We start from the raw sequence: 19,922 nt of genomic DNA on the forward strand, positions 1-19,922 counted from the left end.
AATGATAATATACGGCTCCTCTGCGGACAGGTCACGTAACCCCGCCCTGAGTAGTAAATGCCCATGATGCCTGGCACCTTTGCGTCCCAAAAATACCCGGCTACCGGTTTAGTGTGCAATAAGTTGCTTATTGGGCAACGAATTCCTCCCCCCGTTCTTCCTTAACCGTCAAACTTGATATGGCAAGGTACAAATACGGGTAGCCTTCTTCTTCGTAGGAGGAGTGACGTGACAATCTGTATGACCAAAAACCCGATTGCGATAAGGCACGCGCCAAGGGGAAGACGTTTGATAATTTTAATCATTTAAAAATCCCCTCAATTTTTTCCACCGCCGAATACGACTCTGAGTAATGAGAAAACGGATACGGTGACTGTTTAACGGAAGAACGGCCAAAGGTAACAATTCCAGCCAATATAAAGACAATACCCATAAAAAATAATAAGAAATCACTGATTTTAAGGAAGAGTTTATTCATTTTATTGCTCCTTTCTTATGTAGACAAGTGAAAGGAGGAAATATTTTAGTTTTCAGTAAAATAATGCATAAGGAAGATATGAAAAAACGACAGCTGGTTGTTGCCGGGTATAAACATTTGGTATGGGATACCCCTTTTCCCAAGTGATTTTGCCCGTATGCTCCTCAAGCTGAACAGGCAAGATTAAAAGGGCTCTCTTTCATCGCTATTTTACACAAAAGGAAGCGGCGTTGTCACCGGATGTAAATGTCAGTTTCTTGATATTAAGAGTATCTTTCAATAAAGAGTAGAAAACCTCGATCAAGTTCTCAACAGTTGCAACCTTCTTAACAACCACAAGGCGGCATTCCGGATAGGCCTTTGCAAGCTCAGTGTCAAAAGCTATGCCGACGCTGGTATTCCATGGCGAGCCGCCCTTAATTCCTTGTGCTTCATATACCTTGAGAAGTTCAGGAAGAATAGGGTCTTCTTTTTGTAAAATAATCGCATGATCAAAGTTTACTAAATATTCCCATGCATGATTTTTGATGCTATTGCAAGCCACAACAAAACCATTTGAACTGTTAACCTCACCTTCAACTTCCAAGGTTAATGTTCCGGTGTGTCCGTGAAGATACTGCGCTTCGCCGATATACCCTAAAAACCTATGCGCATATTGGATGTTGAGCTTTGTAATTGACGTCAACACTCTTTTATCTTCACCGGCCGTTTTTTCTTTGAACTGCGCAGCCGGAACATGGCATACCGGACAATGGGCCGGCGCGCCTTCGCCCACATAAACATACCCGCATTTTTTACAAACCCAGTTTTTCATTGTATAATTTCCCTCTCTCTTAAAAAAGATAATGGATATTGGTTGGGTTGTCAATAAAAATATTCAGGTCAAATTATGATTTGCCTAAAGATAGTATTGTTTGAGTAATTATACCATGTAAAACTGCTAATTGTTCAAAATTATATATTTTTATTGCATTTTTATCATAGAGCATTTGTAATTTTGAAGGGAACTCATCATCCCCCTCATAAAATACTAATTTGATCGGTATTTTGGGTAATATTTTATAATTCCAACTATACTTTCCATCCCTGTTTCCTTCTTCATACTCTATGCCAAACATATTCATTATTTTTTTAAGTTTTTCATAATCGTTACTAAATATATCTGCAAATTTTTTATTTGCCATTGATGCCATACCACTGCTTTCCCGAAATACACCGCCGGAAAATTGTCCCAGGGCACAATATTCATAGAGTGGTTCTATATTCGCATCTGATAATACATAATATCCTAATACACTTTTTAAGTCATATTCATACCCTTCAGACGCTGTTGTCCATATTGTTTTTTGATTAATAAGCTCTATATTGTCTTTTGAGACCTTATATGTCCGATCAAAAAAATTAATTAATACCGCATTTTCTGAAATTTGCTCTAGTCCAAGCCTTTTGGCACTATCAGAAAAATCACAATTATTCAGCAAGCTTACTACCCAATTACATGTTTTTACGTATCCCCTTTCCATTAAGTCCTCCAAAAAATATTAACAAAATAGTAAATATTTTGATTTTCTAATTTACTCTGTCACGGATGGTGCATAATTTGTAATAGTATCTAATACCCATTCCGCCATATTACGTACATGCTCGTTAGAATCGTTACATGCCTTTCTTATATAAAATAAATAATTTTCATTGTACTTATTCAACATTGCGTTAAGGGCATTTGTTTTCCATTTATATACATCGTCCTTAGCTATATAAAAAAATTTAGAAGATATAATGCTTTCTAAATAGGTATACTCCATTTCGATTATTTTTTCCAATGATATATGTTCCGCCAATTCATTTAATTGTGGGAATTGTTCATTTTCTACCCATTTGTCTTTATTAAAGGGGCAAATATCCTGACAAACATCACAGCCATATATCCAATTTCCAATATTATGATTATTTGGCTCTTTCCTCATATCCCAACCTTCCCAGGTGTTAAGGCATGATACACAGGTTGAACGGTCCATAGAATAAGGCTCGCGAAGTGATTTTGTTGGACAGGCCTTTATGCATTTGTTACAGTTATTTGGACAAGGTTTTGAATGATTATTATTTTTCATTTCCATATCACAATCTATCAACCATGCTTCCAAATATACCCAAGAACCGCTTTTTTCTGTATAAAAAAAATTATTTCGTCTAATTACCCCAAGCCCTGCCTTAAATGCCGCCCATCTCAGTGCGGTTAATCCAAATTTTCTTTCCGTAGCTGTTTTTAAGCCCGTTTTATTTAAAAACGTTTCAAACTCAATACTCGCCTGAAAATCTATGGATTGCTCATTTATTCTCCCGTCTACTAGATAATATTTGGCGATTAAATTTTTTAGATTATTTGGTATACTGTATTTGCCATATTTTCGTACACAAACAATAATTGATTTTGCCCATGGAAACCGCTCATTCAAATTTGTAAACCGATTCAATTTTTCTAAAATGCTTCTGGTATTAGGAAATTTTATAATACGATCATTTATTTTTTCAGCATAATCATTAATTTCGGAAATAGTTATAATACCACAATCTTCGTAACCGAGTTCCAGTGCCTTCTCTTTTATTAATTTTTCATTAACCATATTCACTTCTCCTTATTCTTAGAGTTAGCCCGGCTTAATCTTCTTAATTTACAAATCTTTTAAGTCCCTTATAATTTTTTTTAATTCATTGCCATCCTTTCCTAACCGGTAAAGCAACAAATGCCCTTCAAATATGGCTAACGCACGCTCGGCAGCAATGACTGCATTTGCTTTGGAAAAACCTGACCTTTTAAGTACATCTTCAAATATATCAGCCACACTTTTTAAAGTGGCATGGTTTTTTACGGCAATATCAGGATCAAGAAAGGCGGTTTCCATTCCCAATACCGCCAAAGGGCACCCATATACCCCCCCCTGTTTTGCTTTCTTGATGATAACTCCCACCAGTTTTTCGACAAAATCTTCCCAGGTTTTGCCTTGGGCAATCTTGGAAAATTTGGTTAGTATCATTTGGCTATGATATTCTGTTACAGATATGGCTAATTCTTTTTTACTTGAAAAATAAAAATAGAAAGAGCCCTTAGACAGGCCAGCTTTGGTTATTATCTCGTTTATTCCGGTTGCGTTATAACCATTTTCCAGAAATAAGTGAGCGGCGCATTCTATCAATTGTACTTTAGACTTTTCGCCTTTTAAACCTTTTGCATTCGGATCCATAATAATCTTCCCATTAAAACCGACTGGTCTATTATAATAGACCATACCGTACAAAATTGTCAAGACGGGGCAGTTTTGCCTGAAAATGGGAACACTTGACATGCGGTGTTTTAGTTGAGGTATAATCTGAGCCTTGGTAAAAGCGTGGTGAACATATTTTTTAGGAGGGCTTTATGAGTTTTTATGATGTTGCAGGCCATTGGCTTATCTACCTGATGGTGAGCATTGGCATCCTGTTCGTGGCGGGCCTTGCGGTAGTATCCATGCGGAAATCCTGGAAGCGGGCCATAGCAAAGGGCTTTCCCCGGGAAAAACTGATGACCGTGGTTAAATCCGCTGTTTCAGCCACGATTATCCCTTCCCTGGCCATTGTGATAGGGTTCTTTTCCCTGGTCACTATCCTGGGCGTACCCTGGCCCTGGTGGCGGCTTTCGGTGGTAGGGTCGGTTACGTATGAAACCATGGCCGCCGATTCGGCGGTCAAAGCAGCCGGGCTTGATATGACCAAATTAAGCATGGCCACCGCCGAGGATTTCGTGCTGGTGATGTTCGTCATGTCCATCGGTATTATCGGCGGGCTCTTCTTCTCCCCCTTTGCATCAAAATCGATACAGGCGGGGACCATGAAGCTTAAAGTCGGGGATAAACGCTGGGGCGCCCTGGGGAGCAGTGTTTTCTTCATGGTGATCCTGGCAGTGTTTGTGGTACCCCTGTTTCTTGACTACAGCAAGACCGGTATAGCAAAACTGTTGACCCTGGTAACCAGCGGGGTGATAACCGTCATTTTGAATGTTCTGGCGGACAAGTGTAAACTCGGCTGGCTGCGGGGTTTCACCCTTGCCCTCAGCCTCCTCTTGGCCATGGCGTCTTCGGTCCTCTGGGTCGGACTTTTGAATTAAGGAGAACAGTACAATGAGTGATACAAACAAGCTTGGCATTGATGCCGAAAGCAAAGCCCATATTGATTCCATGCACCGTCTCGGTCGTATCGGGGCGGCTATCGCCGTTGCAATTATGATCGGTATGCCCGTTATTGCGGGGATATATTTTAACGCCATGCCCGGTCTGGTCAAAATTATTACCACTTCCATCGGGCTTTTGGCGCTCTTTGTTCCCGGGGCTATTTCCGAAGTTATCGCCTATACCCCCATATTCGGAAGTTCCATATACCTGGCCCAGATAACCGGAAACATCATGAACCTGAAGCTGCCGGTGGCCAATGCGGCCCTTCAGCTTTTGGATGTGGAAAGCGGCACCGAGGAAGCGGACATCGTTACCTCCATTGCGGTGAGCGTTTCCAGTTTTGTTACCATCATAGTTATTTTCCTGGGGGTCCTTCTAATCCTGCCCCTGCGGCCGGTGCTGACCCTTCCTGCGGTTAAGCTCGCCTCGGGGTACATCGTACCCGCCCTGTTCGGTTCGCTTACCATCGGCGCTATCGGCAGTAATATTGGCGGCGGTATTAAGACTAAGGGCCGCTTAAAGGGAATGATACTGCCGGTCATTATTGTTGCTGCGGTGAATATTATTGTTGTGTATATTATAAAAAAACCCATGCTGCTTGCGTTCTACCAGGGCTTCCTCATGCTCGCCCTGCTGCCGATTTCCTATTTCGGAACCAAGCTGTTCTACAAGAATGGACAGATCCAGGTATTCCTGCCCGGAGAAGGAAAATAAAATGGGTGATAAAAAAAGACTTATTGAGTTGATAAACGGGAAAAAAGAAATTTTCGCCAAATTGAATGATCGTATCTGGGAATTTGCGGAAATCCGTTTCAGCCTCAAACAGTCCGCCGACGCCCTTTGCGGAGTTTTAGAGAAGGAAGGCTTCGCCATAGAGCGGGGGGTTGCCGGGATGGCCCATGCCTTTATCGCCAGTTACGGCAAGGGCAGCCCGGTTATCGGCATACTGGGCGAATACGACGCCCTGGCCGGTATGGACCAGGCTGCGGGGCTTAGCGAAAAGAAGGTCCTTAAACCCGGCGCCCCGGGTCATGGCTGCGGTCATGCCGCCCTGGGAGCCGGCACTGCGGCGGCTGCGGTGGGGATCAAGGATTATATGAAAGAGAAAGGGCTGGCCGGTACCATTAAATACTACGGCTGCCCTGCCGAAGAAAGCGGTTCCGGTAAAGCCTATTTGGCACGGGCCGGCGTTTATAACGGCCTTGATTCGATCCTTACCTGGCATCCCATGATGGAAAATGCCCTCATGGGCATAAGCACCCTGGCCAACTACCAAATATTTTTTAGCTTTGCAGGCCGGAGCGCCCATGCCGCCATGAGTCCCGATCAGGGCAGGAGCGCCCTGGACGCAGCGGAACTGATGAACGTGGGGGTGAATTATCTCCGTGAGCACATCATCCAGGAAGCCCGTATCCACTATGCCTACACGGATGTCGGCGGCGGCGCCCCCAATGTGGTGCAAGCCTCTGCGGAACTGCTCTACTTTATCCGGGCGCCCAGGCAATCCCAGGTGCAGGAAATCTACGAGCGGGTGGTAGACATAGCCAAAGGCGCAGCCCTGATGACGGGTACCACCATGAGCCTGCGCTGGGACAGTGCTTGCGCCAATATCGTTGTCAACGAAGTCCTGAGCAAAGCCCTGTACTCGAACATGACCTGGCTGGGATCAAACAGTTATACTAAGGACGAACTAGCCTTTGCACAATCCTTGGTGGATACCCTTGATGAGTCTTCCAAAAAAGGCATCCCGGCCAAAGCTGCCAGAACCTTCTTCGACAGGAGTCCTGAGGACCTGGCAAAAATAGCCGCCAAGCCCCTGGTTGATGACATTGCCCCCTATGCTTTCACCGATAAGGCCCTGCCCGCCTCTTCCGATGTGGGAGATGCAAGCTGGCACGCCCCCACGGCGCAGTTCACCACCGCCTGTTATCCCTACGGTACGGTGTCCCATTCCTGGCAGGTTGTAGCCAGCGGACAGTCCAGCATGGTTCACAAGGGACTTGACCAGGCGGGAAAGATACTAGCCCTGACTGCTCTGGACCTTTTGGAAAATCCCAAAATGATAGAGGACGCGAAAGCGGAATACAGGCGCCGCTTGGGGGGTGAGCAGTATCACTGTCCTATACCGGGGGAGGTAAGTCCCGAGGGCTGAAGCCTTTAAACAAATACAACGCATGGTTTCTGAAACCTTTGTTCAAAAACGCCGGTGGGGTGGGGAATCCCCATCGCGGGATGCTTGTAGAGTCTGCTTCCGCAGCCCCGCTTCGCGGGTCTACTACAGCAGGGAATTCCAAATATCCCGCACTGTGGCTCCCCCACCCCACCGGCGCCTATGTGCAGAGGTTTTAACTCCGTTTGTTTCACTTCACTATACAAAATGGTGTGGGGGGGAGGACATTGAAACAAATACTACGAACCGGTATGCGATTCAGGCGGGAAAGGCATTGATACAAACTCTGCGAACCGGTATGTGATTCAAGCGGGAAAGGCATTGATACAAACTCTGCGAACCGGTATGTGATTCAAGCGGGAAAGGCATTGATACAAATACTACGAAATGGCATGTGATTCAAGCGCAGAAAATATGATGCCAGCCGCTTCCCATCCTTCTGACACAGGCGGACGGGGGAGGGGCATCCCCGGCCGAACACATTTGGAATTCATCGCTGTAGTAGACCTGCGCAGCAGGGCTGCGGAAGCGAATTCTACAAGCGTGTGAGCGCCGGGGATGCCCCTCCCCCGTCCGTTTATGCCGATAAGTTCGGGAAAGAAGACCGTGAAAGATATATTAAATCCGCCGCATGGCTTCTCCACTCCGTCGGTAGTTTACCCGGCAAGACAATTACTGTTTTATCTGAGATGTTAAATTAACTATAAGTTTAGCTAATTCGTGTATTGACTTATTCATGCCGTTATTTATCCAGTGATATATAATACCAATAGTACCCGTAACGAAAAACATAAAATAGTATTCCTTGGTTTGCTCATCTGGCAATTTATCAGTAAGATATTTAAAAATATTTTTCCGGTACAAGGAGCTGAAAAGGGTTTTAAGAAAATTTACATTTCCATTTTCGCTAAATAACACATAAACTGATTTGTTATTATCCGCAATATGCTGCAAAATTTCTTCCAGGATTTGTAATGCGCCATGCTTGTCATTCTTATAAAAGATATTTTTATTAAGTATACTATCAAAAAAGACAAGCATTTCTTCTTCAGTTTTTTGGAGTAAACCATTTTGATCGGCATAGTGGGCGTAGAATGTTGAACGGCTTATATCGGCAAGTGCGCATATTTCTTTGACAGAAATGAGTGAAATTGGTTTCATTTTCATCAACTCCATGAGACTTTCACGCAAAACCATCCGTGTATAGCGAGCTTTTCGGCTTTCCTTTACTTGTTTGTCCTCCATAAATGGCGCTTCCCCCGTCTCTTTCCCTGACATTTTCCGGAATTTTATCCAGAAATGGACATAAACACCGTGTAGTGTATTCATTCACTATGTGTTTTATTGGACACCTTGTTAAGATTAGCGTATAAAGATTTTAAAGTCAATTATTTTTTGAAGGTGTAATTAATGAAGATGAAAGCTTGTATCATAGCCTGTATTCTGCTTCTTGTAACAGGAAATATTTTTGCACAATCTCCGCAGCTCTATATTGGCGGAAAGGCCGGCCTTGGCCTAATCACGGGACAGGGTGGAGCTGTTTTGGGGGGTAATCTTAATCCTATACAGCTTGACTGGCAGATGACCAAATTTTTTGTTCTTGGAACCGGAATGGGGTTTTATTTTGCCCCACAAACAAATCAAACAGCTCTGAAACAAACGGATCCCGGTTCCGGTATAATGGAAACCTATGCCGGCATGGAAACACACATGGTTTTCCCACTGATTTTGAAAGCAAACTTCAAACCAAGTATCTTTTCCGTTGAATTTGGCGGAGGTTTATATGTTTCTCCAGTATTAATGAATACAACGGTCGAAAAAACCAATAACAATGGATACACCGTTTCGGAAGCCTATGGCAAGAAACTTTTTTCAGTTGATCATCCTAATCCGTTTGGTCTTATTGCTTCCGGTAGTTTCGGAGTTAAAATTGGCAAAGGAATACTATTCTTAGATTTAAGTTACCTGAGAGATTTTTCCGAAGTAACTGTCAAATTCAATGACGAAAACATTGGCCATCATCTTTGGAATATGCTCGCCGCTAACATCGGCTATAAACATGGAATTTTATCCAAATAAAATCAGAAGGAGATTAAGGATATGAAAACAAAGTCTGGAATGCTTTTATTATTTGTATTGACCGGCCTATTTGTTTCGTGTGCAACCGGGGAATACATGAAAATGAATCCAAAAGAAAATGCGGAAGTACTTGGTTATGTTCAAAGTACATTTTTAGTGAACGGCTCTTTCAGATACCGAAGCACCATTAATACGCAAGCCTATATCACCCTATTGGCTGAGGCGCAAAATAAATACCCCGATATAACCATTGATATACGGAATATTACATGGGCAATTGGACAGGGCGATACTGCTAATAATAATTATGAGTACACAGCTATTGGAAAAGTTATTAAAAGGTAACCAAAAGTATCAGGCACACTACTTCACTATACAAACCGGTATGCAATTCAAGCGCAGAAGTTATGATGCCAGCACCTTCCCACCGGTATGTGATTCAAGCATAGAAAATATGCTGCCAGCCGCTTCTCATCTTGCCGACAAAGGCGGACGGGGGAGGGGCATCCCCGGCCGAGCACATTTGGAATTCCCTGCTGTAGTAGACCCGCGCAGCGGGGCTGCGGAAGCAGACTCTACAAGCGTGCGAGCGCCGGGGATGCCCCTCCCCCGTCCGTTTATGCCGATAAGTTCGGAAACAGGGACTGTAAAAGATATATTATATCCGCAACCGCTCCGCATGATGATAAGCCTCTGCGCGCAGCCCCTTAACCTGTTCATCCGCCAGATATTCGTCAAAAGGCATCATCCGGTCGATGATCCCCCCAGGAATATTGCCGGGTACTATCTCGATAATCCGGTTTGCCACGGAGCCTATGAACTCGTGGTCGTGGGAGTTGAAGAGGAGTACCCCGGGAAAGGCGATGAGTCCATCGTTAAGGGCGGTGATGGCCTCCAGATCCAGATGGTTAGTAGGTTCGTCCAGAATGAGTACGTTGGCCCCGGAGAGCATCATCCTGGCGAGCATACACCGGACCTTTTCGCCCCCGGAGAGGACGTTCACCGGCTTTAGGGCCTCGTCCCCGGAGAAGAGCATGCGGCCAAGAAAACTGCGCACGTAGGTATCGTCCTGGTCCGCGGAATACTGTTTTAGCCAGTCGGTGATTGATAAATCGGAGTTAAAAAAACTGCTGTTTTCCTTGGGGAGGTAGGAGAAGGCCGTGGTCTGCCCCCAGTAGTAGTCCCCTTCGGCGGGTTTGCTTATCCCTGCCAGGGCGTCGAAGAGGCTGGTCTTTGCCAGATGCTCCGCCCCTACTAAGGCTATCTTATCGTTCTTATTAACAGTAAAGGTAAGTTCCTGGGACAGCGCTGGACCGCCGGGGTTTTCAAGCCCCACACGCAGTTTTTCTATGCGCAGCACATTGTTGCCGATTTCCCGTTCCGGCTTAAAACCAACGAAGGGAAACCGCCTGCTGGTAACCACCACATTGTCCAGGTCCAGCTTTTCCAGCACCTTCTTGCGGCTCGTGGCCTGGCGGCTCTTGGCGGCGTTGGAGGCAAAGCGCTGGATAAATTCCTTCAGCTCCCGGGCCTTATCTTCATTTTTCTTTTGCTGATCCTTTGCCTGACGCTGGAGCATCTGGCTCATCTGGTACCAGAAATCGTAGTTCCCCGAATAGAGGGATATCCTGCCAAAGTCAATGTCGCAGATGTGGGTACATACCGCGTTGAGGAAGTGCCGGTCGTGGGAAACCACGATCACCGTATTGGGAAAGTTGATGAGGAATTCCTCCAACCAGGTGATGGATTCCAGGTCCAGACCGTTGGTGGGCTCATCCAAAAGGAGCAGGTCGGGATTGCCAAAAAGCGCCTGGGCTAAAAGGACCCGGACTTTCTTGGATTCATCCAGGTCCGCCATGAGCTTCCCGTGGTCCTCCTCGTCCAGTCCCAGCCCCGAAAGGAGCTGCCCCGCCTGGGATTCCGCTTCCCAGCCCCCAAGCTCGGCGAAATCCGCCTCAAGCTCGCTGGCCTTCATCCCGTCATCTTCGGTAAAGTCTTCCTTGGCGTAGATCGCCTCCCGCTCCTTCTGTACCGCATAGAGCTTCGCGTAGCCCATGATCACCGTTTCCATGGCGGGGTACTCCTCGAAGGCGAAGTGGTCCTGCCGGAGCACCGCCATCCGCTCGCCGGTACTGACGGACACATCGCCCTTATCATGCTCGGTTTCCCCGGAAAGTATATTGAGGAACGTGGACTTCCCCGCACCGTTTGCGCCGATAACGCCGTAACAGTTCCCGGGGGTAAATTTTAAGTTAACATCCTTGAAAAGGATACGCTCTCCAAAGCTGAGGCTGAGTTCGGTAACGGTAATCACTGATTGTTCTCCAAAGTTTTAATGCTGGGATCCATTGTACCGGAAAGTGAGGATTGTTTCCAGGGTTCTATTTATCGCTATAATGGCCGCGGCATTGGGATATTTCGATATTCATTTTTCCATCGCTTCAAGCTCTTCCATTGTTTTTACAATGAACTTCCCCTCATCCGCTTCTTTTATGGATTGTAACAATACTTTCATATTTGATTCGCTATAGAAGGGATCACTTTCCGCGCTGATTTCAAAGGGTATCTTCCTTTGCCGGACCGCCTGACGCACAAAAACATTGAACGCCGTACTTATGGTCATGCCCAATTCGCTGAAAAGCGATTCCGCCTGTTTTTTTAAGCCCTCGTCCATGCGTATATTGATATTGATCTGTGCCATTTTCTTACTCCTAATCCTATTGTATATAAATTTACGCACAAAGTCAATATATTTATATACTTCTTCGGAATGAGCCTCCACAAATCCCGCAAAAATATTAATTTTTACGGATCCGGTAAAGCACAATCCACCCTCGCCTCCTAATAGGGGGAGGAGGCACTTATGGCTATTTATCACACCAGGGATAACAGTATTAAGGGAGTATTTTACAGAACGGGCATTGAAAACCCCGGAAAACCTGCGTAAAGTGATAGATGACGTAGTAACCGTTCTGTTAAACCGCCTGGAATACCCCGAAGAAACAATCCGGGAGGTGACCATGCAGATAACGGGTAAGGAGGGTAATATGCTTTTTGACGGGTTTGTGGAGGCAGTAAAAGAAGAACGCCGCATTCAAAGAGAAGAAGGCCGAGAGGAGGGCCGGGCGGAAACTCTAAACGAGGTTCTGGAACTCTTAAAACAAGGATACCGAGCAGAAGAGCTTGAAGCAAAACTATCCGCTAAAGTCGAGCTCCGGGGTATTAAACCAGACGCTCAAATGAATTGAGAGACACTAGCCCTTAGACCTTCGGTCTATTCCTAAATATCCCCAAAATCTTGCCTAGGATACCCTTCTTCGCCGCAGTCTGCCCACCGGTTTGCGGCGCGGCCTTGGCTGTGGTCTGTGCGACTTGGTTTGGTCGCTTGGCTTGGCCGACCCTCTGGCCGCCGGGTCTTTGATTACCAGGTCTCTGGTCCCCGCCGCCCCGCCGTTTCTCGCCGGGCCGCTGGTCTGCAGACCGAGGGCTGCCGGGTCGTTGGTCGGGAGACTTTCCGCCATCCCGCTGATCCCGGGGCTTTCGATCTCCGCCGTCACGCCCGCGTCTGCCGGTGTTTCGGCCTTGGTCCTGGTCGCCCCTTCTTCCCTGGCCTTTTCCGGCGGAATCTTCGCCGGGCTTTCCTTCGTACTTCTGTTTGTAGTAGGCCATCCGCTCTTCTTGGGAAAGGCTGGCCAGCTCCGGCGCGCCGCGTCCGGAACCATCCCGGGGACCGGGACGCCGATCACGGCCTTCAGACCGAGCGGCGCCTGCCTCGCCCTGGGGGCGATCCGTGTGCGGCCTTGGTCCGGCATGCCGGGGGCTTTCGCTGTGATGGGGAGCTCCGGGAGGGCCTTCACGCCGGCGTCCATCACCGCGGTGCATACCCGGACCGGGACGCCGGCCGTCGCCGTGGCGGCCATCCCTCCGGCTGTCGCGGCCGCGATCATCCCGCCGGCCCCGATCGTCGTAGCTGTCGGTACGGATACGCATACCTTCGCTCTTGTCTTCCCCGTAGAGCGATTCGTCCGCAATGACGGAGGGTATCTTCTTTCCAATATATCGTTCGATGTCCGGCAGTTCGTAGACATCCTGTTCACTGGCCAGGGTGATAGCCTTGCCGGACTTTCCCGCCCGGGCGGTACGGCCAATGCGGTGAACGTAATTTTCCGCCTCGACGGGGATATCGTAGTTGATCACCATGGACAGGTCGTCAATGTCCAGACCCCGGGCAGCCACGTCGGTGGCCACCAGAAAGCGGGTCTTACCGGCCTTTACATCCTCGATGATTTTGAGGCGCTTAGACTGGGGCAGATCCCCCATGATAAATTCACAGTTGATACCGTTTATTTCCAGGCGCTTGGCCACAATTTCGGTGTACTTTTTGGTATTGCAGAAAATAATGGCGCTTTCGGGCTTTTCCCGCTGCAGAATACCCATGAGGAACTTCATTTTTTCATCACTGTGAACATGGTAAAGGACCTGCTCGATCTCTTCCACGGTCACCGTTTCCGGCTCAATTTCAATTTCGTGGGGGGTCTTGGTATACTCCCAGGCGAGGTTTTTGACCCAAGCGTTCAGGGTTGCGCTAAAAAGCATGGTCTGACGCCGGTCCGCAGGGGGAACTACCTTGATAAGCTTCCGCAAATCCGGGTAAAAGCCCATATCGAACATACGATCCGCCTCGTCCAAGACCAAAAAGGCGATATCCATAAGGTTCATGTAGCCGGAGCTGTTCAGATCCAGTACCCGCCCGGGGGTTCCCACCAGGATCTGGGCGTTATCCCGGAGTAATTGCTGCTGCTGAACGTAGCCAACCCCGCCGTAGAAGCTCCCCACGATAAAAGGGAGGTATTTCCCCAACTGTTTCGCCTCTTCCTCCACCTGAACCGCTAACTCCCGGGTGGGGACCATGATGATCGCCTTTTTTCCGTTTATAAGGGGTTCCGAAAGGAGACGCTGAAATATGACAATCAGATACGCGGCGGTTTTTCCCGTACCGGTCTGGGATTGCACATAGAGGTCCTGGCCTCCAAAGGCGCTGGAAAGCACCTGTTCCTGAACGGGCATGCAGCTTACATACCCCATTTCTGCTATGCCCCGCTGAAGATCGGGGTGTAAAGTAAATTCGCTAAATTCCATGTCCTTCCTTTATATAGGTTTTTACGAGAAGTGGGAAGGGGTGGAAGAAATTACCATGATTTGAAGAATTGTAACCACGAAGGCGCCAAAGGCACAGGGTTTGGTATAAGTTCGTTCCCTTTCGCCTTTGCATGCCTTAGCGGTCAGATTTTTCTTTTTTTTACTTGACAGGATTAAAAAACATATGTATCGTTGTTGTAGTATATACATATTATTTATATGTATATACTAGGAATTAATTTCGAGAAAAATTAAAAGGAGTGTAGTATGAAAAAAACGATTGCCCTGGGGGTAAGTCTTGTTCTTACCGTTATGAGCTTGGCGGCGGGGGGCGGTAAACAGGCAACCCCGGAAAATGTGGTTAATATTGCGGGGAGCGGCGCTCCAAGTCCCTATCAGTGGGTGGAAACCAACGGCCAGCTCGCGGGATATGATGTTGAGGTGTCCAACGAGATCGCCAAACGGGCGGGGTTGGTTCTGAAATGGGAAGCCACGGAATTTCCGGCTCTGTTTTTAGGCTTGGACTCGAATAAATACCAGGCGGTTACCAATAACCTCTCTAAAACAGAAGCCCGGGCGGCGAAATATCTGTATTCCGACAATTACTATATTCGGAATAAGATTGTCATTGTCCTTCGCAAGGGCAGAACGGATATCAAAACCATTGATGATCTGGTAGGAAAGAGTGTACCCATCAGCTCCACCGGCAACACCCACTCCCTATACCTGGAGGCGTATAATAAAGAGCACCCTAACGCCACGATAAACCTGGTGGTATCCGAGGCTCAGGCGACTGAACAGATCAATGGGGTTGCCACCGGCCAATATGACGCCGGGGTTACGGATCTTATCATTGTAAATGAAGTTATTAAGGCTGCCGGGGCGGAATTCACCATCGTTGAACTGCCCGATGAACTTCAGGAGGCCATTGCCCCTACCAAATCCTACTTCCTTTTCTCCCAGTCCAGTAAGGCGCTGCAGGAAAAGTGGGATGCGGCCCTGGCGACCCTCATTTCGGACGGAACCCTCAAGGATTTATCGATAAAGTATTTCGGATACGATTATTCCCGATAACCGTGCTGGTGATCACACAATAGAAATTATAACCACATAGGCGCAAAAGGAAAAATAAGGGGGTCCACAGGGACATTTATTCGCCTTCTACGCCTTCGTGGCTTATATTCTTTTTGTTTAACACCGGACACTGCTATTCTCAAATTTTTGCTTGACATGATTAAAAAACATATGTATTGTGTTTCTATACTATACATATTATTTATATGTATATACTATGAATTAATTCCAAAAAATTAAAAGGAGTGTGTTATGAAAAAAATGATTGCCCTGGGGGTTATTTTTACCCTTGCCGTCATGAGCCTTGCGGCGGGAGCCAAACAGGAGACCTCCACAAATGTGGTCAATATTGCCGGGGACGGCGCTACTAAGCCTTTTCAGTGGACTGAAGCGAATGGCCAAATGGTAGGATACGATATTGATGTGGCGAATGAGGTCGCAAAGCGGGCAGGTTTAACCCTCAAATGGGAACAAACGGAATTTCCCGCCCTGTTTTTGGGACTGGACGCCAATAAGTATCAGGTGATTGTAAATAATCTTTCAAAAACCGAGGCTCGGGCCGCAAAGTATATCTATTCTGATAATTATTACATCCGCAATAAAACAGTAATCGTTGCCCGGCTGGGGCGGACTGACATTCACACCATCGACGATTTAGTGGGGAAGAACGTGCCCATTACTCCAAGGGGTAACACCCAGTCCCTGTATCTGGAAGCCTACAATAAAGAGCATCCTAACGCCAAGATAAATCTGGTGGTATCCGAGGCTCAGCCGACTGAACAAATTAATGGGGTCTTTACAGGTCAGTTTGATGCTGCTGTTACCGAATATATTATCGCCAACGAAGTGATCCGGGCCACCGGGGCGGAATTCACCATCGTTGAACTGCCCGAGGATCTTCAAGAGGCCATTGCCCCTACCAAGTCTTATTTCCTTTTCTCCCAGTCCAGTAAGGCGCTGCAGGAAAAGTGGGATGCGGCCCTGGCGACCCTCATTACAGACGGAACTCTCAAGGATTTGTCGATAAAGTATTTCGGATCAGATTTTTCCCGGTAACCATGCTAGGGTCTTGGGGCAGATTCGTTAACGAAGGAGCGGACGGTGCCGATAATTGAGCGGTTTTTCAGCTTAAAATTTATGATGGGGACCGTCCCCGAAATTCTCTCGCGTCTGCCCCTGACCCTGTGGATTGCCCTGTCCTCCACGTTGATAGGCTGGGTGATCGGTTTTTTTACCGCAGTAATACGAATGCGCCGTATAAAGGTGCTGGCCCCTATATCGGATTTTTATATTTCCTTTATCCGGGGCACCCCCCTTATGGTTCAGATATACTTGACCTATTACGGCATCCCTATTGTTATTGCCTGTGTAAACGCCCTGCGGGGCCACCCGGAAGCGGTGGTAAATAGCTTCCGGCCCACCACCTTTGCTATCATCGCCTTTGCTATCAATTGCGGCGCCTACAGTTCCGAAACTATCCGGGCGGCAATCCAATCAATTGACCGGGGACAGATTGAAGCGGCCTATTCGGTGGGACTGACGGGTATTCAAACTATGAAACGGATTGTGCTGCCCCAGGCGCTGATTGTGGCAGTACCGACACTCAGCAATAGCCTGATGAGTAATATCCAGGGGACTTCCCTGGCTTTTTGTGTTTCGGTGGTGGATATTATGGCCGCAGCAAAACTCGCGGGGGCACGGGGATACCGCTATTTTGAAGTATTTGTGGTGGTAGCCATAATTTATTGGATCTCCTGTATGGTGGTACAAAGATTTATGAAACGCCTTGAAAAAAAGCTGCAAATTCCGGGACAAATCGAAATACAGTCTGCGGGAGCTTGAGAAAACTCCGATTGAAAGGAAGAGATCTATGGATATTCAAACATTGCTGGTTCAGGGACATATCAAACCGGATGAAGCCTATAACGCAGTAACGCTTCCTATTTATCTAACCACCACCTACCATTCGCCAAAATTTGGTGAACGGGGGAAATACGCCTATTCCCGGGGCGCCAATCCAACCCGTGAATACCTGGAATCCCTGGTTGCCCGGCTTGAGGGGGGAAGCTACGGTTTTGCCCTGTCTTCCGGCATGACCGCCATTGCCGCCGCCCTGGCGGTTCTCAAGGCCGGGGACAAGGTGCTGATAACCCAGAATGTATACGGCGGGACCGTCGATCTGTTAAACACTTTTTTTAAGGATTTCGGTCTGACCTATGAACTGGTTGATACCAGTGATGTGAAAAAACTGGAAGATCATTTTGATAAAAATACCCGGGCGATCTTGATAGAAACCCCCTCCAATCCCCTGCTCGACATTACCGACATTGGGGCGGTATCGAAGGCGGCGAAAAACCATGGGGCGATTACCATCGTGGATAATACCTTCATGTCCCCCTATTTGCAGCTTCCTCTGGAATTGGGTGCGGACATTGTGGTGGAAAGCGCAACCAAATTTTTGAGCGGCCACAGCGATGTTATTGCCGGAACGGTGGTAACCAATGACGCCGCCCTGGCGGGAAAGATCCGCGCCTTTCAGCGTTTAGTGGGGGGCATCTCCCAGCCCTTTGACGCCTATCTCCTGGTTCGGGGGATCAAAACCCTGTCGGTACGGATTGATCGGCAGGTGGAAAACACCGCAGGGATTGTGGAATTTCTCCGGAAAAGTCCTGCGGTAGAAAAAATATACTATCCGGGACTGCCGGAACATCCGGGGTACGCCGTAAATCAGCGGCAAGCCAAAAGCCCCGGTTCAATACTTTCATTTTTGCTCAAACCGGGGTTTGATATCGGGCGGTTTTTCGATTCCCTGAAGCTCATAACCGTTGGGGCAAGTTTGGGAAGCGTAGAAACATTGATCCAGCATCCGGCTACGGGGAGCCATTCCGGTTTCAGTCCGGAACAGCGGAAAGCTGCGGGGATTAGGGATAACCTCATCCGTCTTTCGGTGGGCATTGAAAATGCCGGGGATCTTATTGAGGATTTACACAATGCCCTTGGGGCAAGCAAACTATAGGAGTCTATGAAATGCCGGAGATCAAATACGCAAGTCCTATTGATGAAAAGAAATACGGTTCCTATTCCGCCCTGACCGACAGTGTTGATTCCTTTGAGGAAGAAACCTTTCGTTTTGGTGAGCGGATCGGGAAAGGGGATTACCCCGCCGAAAGTGGGCGCTATCATATCTATCTGCAGTATGTGTGCCCCTGGGCCCAACGGGTCCAGATCATCATAGACTACCTGGGTCTGGGGAATGTCATATCCTATTCCTACCTTGATCCCCTGCGTGACGCACGGGGCTGGGCTTTTCGGGAACGTACCGGACCTGACCCGGTGAATGGGTTCACCCTGCTTCGGGACGCCTATTTAGCCACCGCATCTAATTTTAAAGGGGTGCCTTCAGTTCCGGCAGTTTGGGACCGGAAAACTGCCCGTCTTATAAACAACCGCTATGATGATACTATTCACGATTTTTCCACCGCCTTCGCTAATTTTCAAACACCGGGGGTTGACATCTTTCCTGTGGAATTACGGGAAGAAATTGACAAGCTTCTTCCCTGGATATCCGAAAAAATTAACGAAGGGGTCTACGAACTGGCCTTTGCCCTTACCCAGCAGAAGTATGATTTAGCGGTAGAAAATCTCTACGCTGCCCTTGATTCCCTGGAAGAACGTTTATCCCGAAGCCGCTATCTTTTTGGAAACCGGATCACCCTGGCTGATATCTGTCTCTGGGTAACCCTGGCGCGGTTTGATCTGGTCTACTACCCCCTGTTCCGGGCAAACCGGCGGCGGCTTATAGATTTTCCCAATCTATGGGGCTATGCCAGGGAACTCTACGCAATTCCGGCCTTTAAAAAAGGAAGCCGCTTTGATTATATCAAGGAGACCTATTATACAAACTTTGCGTATCTCCTCTACAAGGGAATTATCCCGGCGCTCCCTGAGCTAGATTGGGATGCTCCCCATGACCGCATTCGTCTGTCCTGAGCAGCGGGAATACCGGATATGTCTGATACCATAAAAGTACGGATCAGTGATGTACACAAAAGCTTTGGGAAGACTCCCATATTACAGGGTTTGAGTCTGACCGTCTGGGAAGGGGAAGTGATGGTTATCCTGGGACCCAGCGGATCCGGGAAGACCACCCTTCTGCGGTGTATCAATTTTCTTGAGCGTGCAGATGCCGGGACACTTACCATCGGCAATATCAGTGTGGATATGCACAGCGTTTCGAAAAAGCATATACTGGAAGTACGGCGTAAAACCGCATTTGTGTTTCAAAATTTCAATTTGTTCCGGCATAAATCCGCCCTTCAGAATGTGATGGAAGGTCTGGTGACACCCCGGAAGATACCGGAGGATCAGGCCAGGGCTCTTTCCCAGGCCGCTCTGGACCGGGTTGGACTTCAGGACAAGTACGATTCCTACCCCTCCCAGCTTTCCGGGGGACAACAGCAGCGGGTGGCTATTGCCCGGGCCCTGGTCCTGAACCCTGAGGTAATTCTCTTTGACGAACCGACCTCGGCGCTGGACCCGGAACTGGTGGGAGAAACCCTGCAGGTTATAAAAGATGTAGCCAGAGACGGCATTACCATGATCATTGTTACCCACGAGATTTCTTTTGCCGCCGAAGTTGCTAATCATATTGTATTTATGGATGGCGGCGTGATAGTGGAAGAAGGGGATCCCCGGGAGCTGCTCTCTAATCCCCGGGAAGAACGGACCAAACAGTTTCTCAAGCGTATCCGGCCTGAGCTGAGCTATTCCATATAGT

21 protein-coding genes are annotated in these 19,922 nt (G+C 47.6%); 12 read left to right on the forward strand and 9 right to left on the reverse strand.

Going from position 1 to position 19,922, the window contains the following annotated elements:
* Positions 1-301: 301 nt before the first annotated feature.
* From TPRIMZ1_RS20370 to TPRIMZ1_RS0101030, 5 genes are all read right to left on the reverse strand, one after another.
* Entirely contained in the window at positions 302-478 is a 177-nt protein-coding gene (locus tag TPRIMZ1_RS20370; protein WP_157784160.1) for a hypothetical protein, read from the reverse strand.
* A 205-nt stretch (positions 479-683) separates the two neighbouring features.
* Entirely contained in the window at positions 684-1,292 is a 609-nt protein-coding gene (locus TPRIMZ1_RS0101015; RefSeq protein ID WP_010253437.1) for a 6-carboxytetrahydropterin synthase, read from the reverse strand.
* Between the two features lie 73 nt (positions 1,293-1,365).
* On the reverse strand, positions 1,366-2,001 hold the full coding sequence (locus tag TPRIMZ1_RS0101020; protein ID WP_010253441.1) for a DUF3786 domain-containing protein: 636 nt from the start codon (positions 1,999-2,001) through the stop codon (positions 1,366-1,368).
* Between the two features lie 51 nt (positions 2,002-2,052).
* Positions 2,053-3,102, reverse strand: a complete 1,050-nt coding sequence (locus tag TPRIMZ1_RS0101025; protein WP_010253442.1) for an epoxyqueuosine reductase — start codon at positions 3,100-3,102, stop codon at positions 2,053-2,055.
* A gap of 48 nt (positions 3,103-3,150) precedes the next feature.
* On the reverse strand, positions 3,151-3,720 hold the full coding sequence (locus TPRIMZ1_RS0101030) for a TetR/AcrR family transcriptional regulator (protein WP_010253445.1): 570 nt from the start codon (positions 3,718-3,720) through the stop codon (positions 3,151-3,153).
* Positions 3,721-3,893: 173 nt separating this feature from the next.
* Here TPRIMZ1_RS0101030 and TPRIMZ1_RS0101035 point away from each other — a divergent pair, with 173 nt between their 5' ends.
* Genes TPRIMZ1_RS0101035 through TPRIMZ1_RS0101045 form a run of 3 tightly spaced genes read left to right on the forward strand, consistent with a single transcriptional unit; the run spans position 3,894 to position 6,835 of the window.
* A complete protein-coding gene (locus TPRIMZ1_RS0101035) occupies positions 3,894-4,619 on the forward strand; it encodes a DUF5058 family protein (protein WP_010253448.1) in 726 nt (241 codons plus the stop codon).
* A gap of 13 nt (positions 4,620-4,632) precedes the next feature.
* A complete protein-coding gene (locus TPRIMZ1_RS0101040) occupies positions 4,633-5,397 on the forward strand; it encodes a hypothetical protein (RefSeq protein ID WP_010253451.1) in 765 nt (254 codons plus the stop codon).
* Position 5,398: 1 nt separating this feature from the next.
* The gene (locus TPRIMZ1_RS0101045; protein ID WP_010253453.1) at positions 5,399-6,835 is read left to right on the forward strand and encodes an amidohydrolase; all 1,437 of its coding nucleotides are present in this window, start codon (positions 5,399-5,401) and stop codon (positions 6,833-6,835) included.
* Between the two features lie 690 nt (positions 6,836-7,525).
* On the opposite strand, the gene TPRIMZ1_RS0101050 is transcribed toward TPRIMZ1_RS0101045, so the two are convergent.
* Positions 7,526-8,131 carry a TetR/AcrR family transcriptional regulator gene (locus TPRIMZ1_RS0101050; RefSeq protein WP_232616715.1) on the reverse strand — a complete coding sequence of 202 codons (606 nt, stop codon included), beginning with the start codon at positions 8,129-8,131 and terminating at the stop codon, positions 7,526-7,528.
* 132 nt (positions 8,132-8,263) lie between these two features.
* Between TPRIMZ1_RS0101050 and TPRIMZ1_RS0101055 the strand changes: the two genes are divergently transcribed.
* Both TPRIMZ1_RS0101055 and TPRIMZ1_RS0101060 read left to right on the forward strand, forming a co-directional pair.
* Entirely contained in the window at positions 8,264-8,932 is a 669-nt protein-coding gene (locus TPRIMZ1_RS0101055; RefSeq protein ID WP_010253458.1) for a hypothetical protein, read from the forward strand.
* Positions 8,933-8,953: 21 nt separating this feature from the next.
* Positions 8,954-9,277, forward strand: a complete 324-nt coding sequence (locus TPRIMZ1_RS0101060) for a hypothetical protein (protein WP_010253460.1) — start codon at positions 8,954-8,956, stop codon at positions 9,275-9,277.
* 313 nt (positions 9,278-9,590) lie between these two features.
* Here TPRIMZ1_RS0101060 and TPRIMZ1_RS0101065 read toward each other — a convergent pair whose 3' ends face one another.
* Both TPRIMZ1_RS0101065 and TPRIMZ1_RS0101070 read right to left on the reverse strand, forming a co-directional pair.
* Positions 9,591-11,246 (reverse strand): ABC-F family ATP-binding cassette domain-containing protein, encoded by a 1,656-nt coding sequence (locus TPRIMZ1_RS0101065; protein ID WP_010253461.1) that lies wholly within the window; start codon positions 11,244-11,246, stop codon positions 9,591-9,593.
* Between the two features lie 111 nt (positions 11,247-11,357).
* The gene (locus TPRIMZ1_RS0101070) at positions 11,358-11,633 is read right to left on the reverse strand and encodes a type II toxin-antitoxin system RelB/DinJ family antitoxin (RefSeq protein ID WP_026043440.1); all 276 of its coding nucleotides are present in this window, start codon (positions 11,631-11,633) and stop codon (positions 11,358-11,360) included.
* Between the two features lie 247 nt (positions 11,634-11,880).
* On the opposite strand from TPRIMZ1_RS0101070, the gene TPRIMZ1_RS20795 reads away from it, so the two are divergent.
* The gene (locus tag TPRIMZ1_RS20795; protein ID WP_038077505.1) at positions 11,881-12,180 is read left to right on the forward strand and encodes a hypothetical protein; all 300 of its coding nucleotides are present in this window, start codon (positions 11,881-11,883) and stop codon (positions 12,178-12,180) included.
* A 13-nt stretch (positions 12,181-12,193) separates the two neighbouring features.
* Here the strand turns inward: TPRIMZ1_RS20795 and TPRIMZ1_RS0101080 are convergent, their stop codons facing one another.
* Positions 12,194-14,071, reverse strand: a complete 1,878-nt coding sequence (locus tag TPRIMZ1_RS0101080) for a DEAD/DEAH box helicase (protein ID WP_010253466.1) — start codon at positions 14,069-14,071, stop codon at positions 12,194-12,196.
* A 267-nt stretch (positions 14,072-14,338) separates the two neighbouring features.
* Between TPRIMZ1_RS0101080 and TPRIMZ1_RS0101085 the strand changes: the two genes are divergently transcribed.
* The 6 genes from TPRIMZ1_RS0101085 to TPRIMZ1_RS0101110 all read left to right on the forward strand — a co-directional run bounded on the left by TPRIMZ1_RS0101085 (position 14,339) and on the right by TPRIMZ1_RS0101110 (position 19,921).
* A complete protein-coding gene (locus tag TPRIMZ1_RS0101085) occupies positions 14,339-15,145 on the forward strand; it encodes a transporter substrate-binding domain-containing protein (protein WP_010253468.1) in 807 nt (268 codons plus the stop codon).
* Positions 15,146-15,397: 252 nt separating this feature from the next.
* The gene (locus tag TPRIMZ1_RS0101090; protein WP_010253473.1) at positions 15,398-16,201 is read left to right on the forward strand and encodes a transporter substrate-binding domain-containing protein; all 804 of its coding nucleotides are present in this window, start codon (positions 15,398-15,400) and stop codon (positions 16,199-16,201) included.
* Positions 16,202-16,246: 45 nt separating this feature from the next.
* Complete coding sequence (locus TPRIMZ1_RS0101095) at positions 16,247-16,987, forward strand: amino acid ABC transporter permease (protein ID WP_010253475.1); 741 nt, start codon at positions 16,247-16,249, stop codon at positions 16,985-16,987.
* Between the two features lie 28 nt (positions 16,988-17,015).
* Complete coding sequence (locus TPRIMZ1_RS0101100; RefSeq protein ID WP_010253479.1) at positions 17,016-18,161, forward strand: trans-sulfuration enzyme family protein; 1,146 nt, start codon at positions 17,016-17,018, stop codon at positions 18,159-18,161.
* An 11-nt stretch (positions 18,162-18,172) separates the two neighbouring features.
* On the forward strand, positions 18,173-19,135 hold the full coding sequence (locus TPRIMZ1_RS0101105; RefSeq protein ID WP_010253483.1) for a glutathione S-transferase C-terminal domain-containing protein: 963 nt from the start codon (positions 18,173-18,175) through the stop codon (positions 19,133-19,135).
* A gap of 18 nt (positions 19,136-19,153) precedes the next feature.
* Positions 19,154-19,921, forward strand: coding sequence for an amino acid ABC transporter ATP-binding protein (locus tag TPRIMZ1_RS0101110; RefSeq protein ID WP_010253486.1), 768 nt, complete (start codon positions 19,154-19,156; stop codon positions 19,919-19,921).
* Position 19,922: the final 1 nt, after the last annotated feature.

Source organism: Treponema primitia ZAS-1 (genome assembly GCF_000297095.1).
GTDB lineage: Bacteria > Spirochaetota > Spirochaetia > Treponematales > Breznakiellaceae > Termitinema > Termitinema primitia_A.

What these genes read in the sequence shown, in the direction of transcription:
- TPRIMZ1_RS20370 (WP_157784160.1), bottom strand. Translation starts at nt 478, where the DNA reads ATGAATAAACTCTTCCTTAAAATCAGTGATTTCTTATTATTTTTTATG.
- TPRIMZ1_RS0101015 (WP_010253437.1), bottom strand. Translation starts at nt 1,292, where the DNA reads ATGAAAAACTGGGTTTGTAAAAAATGCGGGTATGTTTATGTGGGCGAA.
- TPRIMZ1_RS0101020 (WP_010253441.1), bottom strand. Translation starts at nt 2,001, where the DNA reads ATGGAAAGGGGATACGTAAAAACATGTAATTGGGTAGTAAGCTTGCTG.
- TPRIMZ1_RS0101025 (WP_010253442.1), bottom strand. Translation starts at nt 3,102, where the DNA reads ATGGTTAATGAAAAATTAATAAAAGAGAAGGCACTGGAACTCGGTTAC.
- TPRIMZ1_RS0101030 (WP_010253445.1), bottom strand. Translation starts at nt 3,720, where the DNA reads ATGGATCCGAATGCAAAAGGTTTAAAAGGCGAAAAGTCTAAAGTACAA.
- TPRIMZ1_RS0101035 (WP_010253448.1), top strand. Translation starts at nt 3,894, where the DNA reads ATGAGTTTTTATGATGTTGCAGGCCATTGGCTTATCTACCTGATGGTG.
- TPRIMZ1_RS0101040 (WP_010253451.1), top strand. Translation starts at nt 4,633, where the DNA reads ATGAGTGATACAAACAAGCTTGGCATTGATGCCGAAAGCAAAGCCCAT.
- TPRIMZ1_RS0101045 (WP_010253453.1), top strand. Translation starts at nt 5,399, where the DNA reads ATGGGTGATAAAAAAAGACTTATTGAGTTGATAAACGGGAAAAAAGAA.
- TPRIMZ1_RS0101050 (WP_232616715.1), bottom strand. Translation starts at nt 8,131, where the DNA reads ATGTCAGGGAAAGAGACGGGGGAAGCGCCATTTATGGAGGACAAACAA.
- TPRIMZ1_RS0101055 (WP_010253458.1), top strand. Translation starts at nt 8,264, where the DNA reads ATGAAGATGAAAGCTTGTATCATAGCCTGTATTCTGCTTCTTGTAACA.
- TPRIMZ1_RS0101060 (WP_010253460.1), top strand. Translation starts at nt 8,954, where the DNA reads ATGAAAACAAAGTCTGGAATGCTTTTATTATTTGTATTGACCGGCCTA.
- TPRIMZ1_RS0101070 (WP_026043440.1), bottom strand. Translation starts at nt 11,633, where the DNA reads ATGGCACAGATCAATATCAATATACGCATGGACGAGGGCTTAAAAAAA.
- TPRIMZ1_RS0101080 (WP_010253466.1), bottom strand. Translation starts at nt 14,071, where the DNA reads ATGGAATTTAGCGAATTTACTTTACACCCCGATCTTCAGCGGGGCATA.
- TPRIMZ1_RS0101085 (WP_010253468.1), top strand. Translation starts at nt 14,339, where the DNA reads ATGAAAAAAACGATTGCCCTGGGGGTAAGTCTTGTTCTTACCGTTATG.
- TPRIMZ1_RS0101090 (WP_010253473.1), top strand. Translation starts at nt 15,398, where the DNA reads ATGAAAAAAATGATTGCCCTGGGGGTTATTTTTACCCTTGCCGTCATG.
- TPRIMZ1_RS0101100 (WP_010253479.1), top strand. Translation starts at nt 17,016, where the DNA reads ATGGATATTCAAACATTGCTGGTTCAGGGACATATCAAACCGGATGAA.
- TPRIMZ1_RS0101105 (WP_010253483.1), top strand. Translation starts at nt 18,173, where the DNA reads ATGCCGGAGATCAAATACGCAAGTCCTATTGATGAAAAGAAATACGGT.
- TPRIMZ1_RS0101110 (WP_010253486.1), top strand. Translation starts at nt 19,154, where the DNA reads ATGTCTGATACCATAAAAGTACGGATCAGTGATGTACACAAAAGCTTT.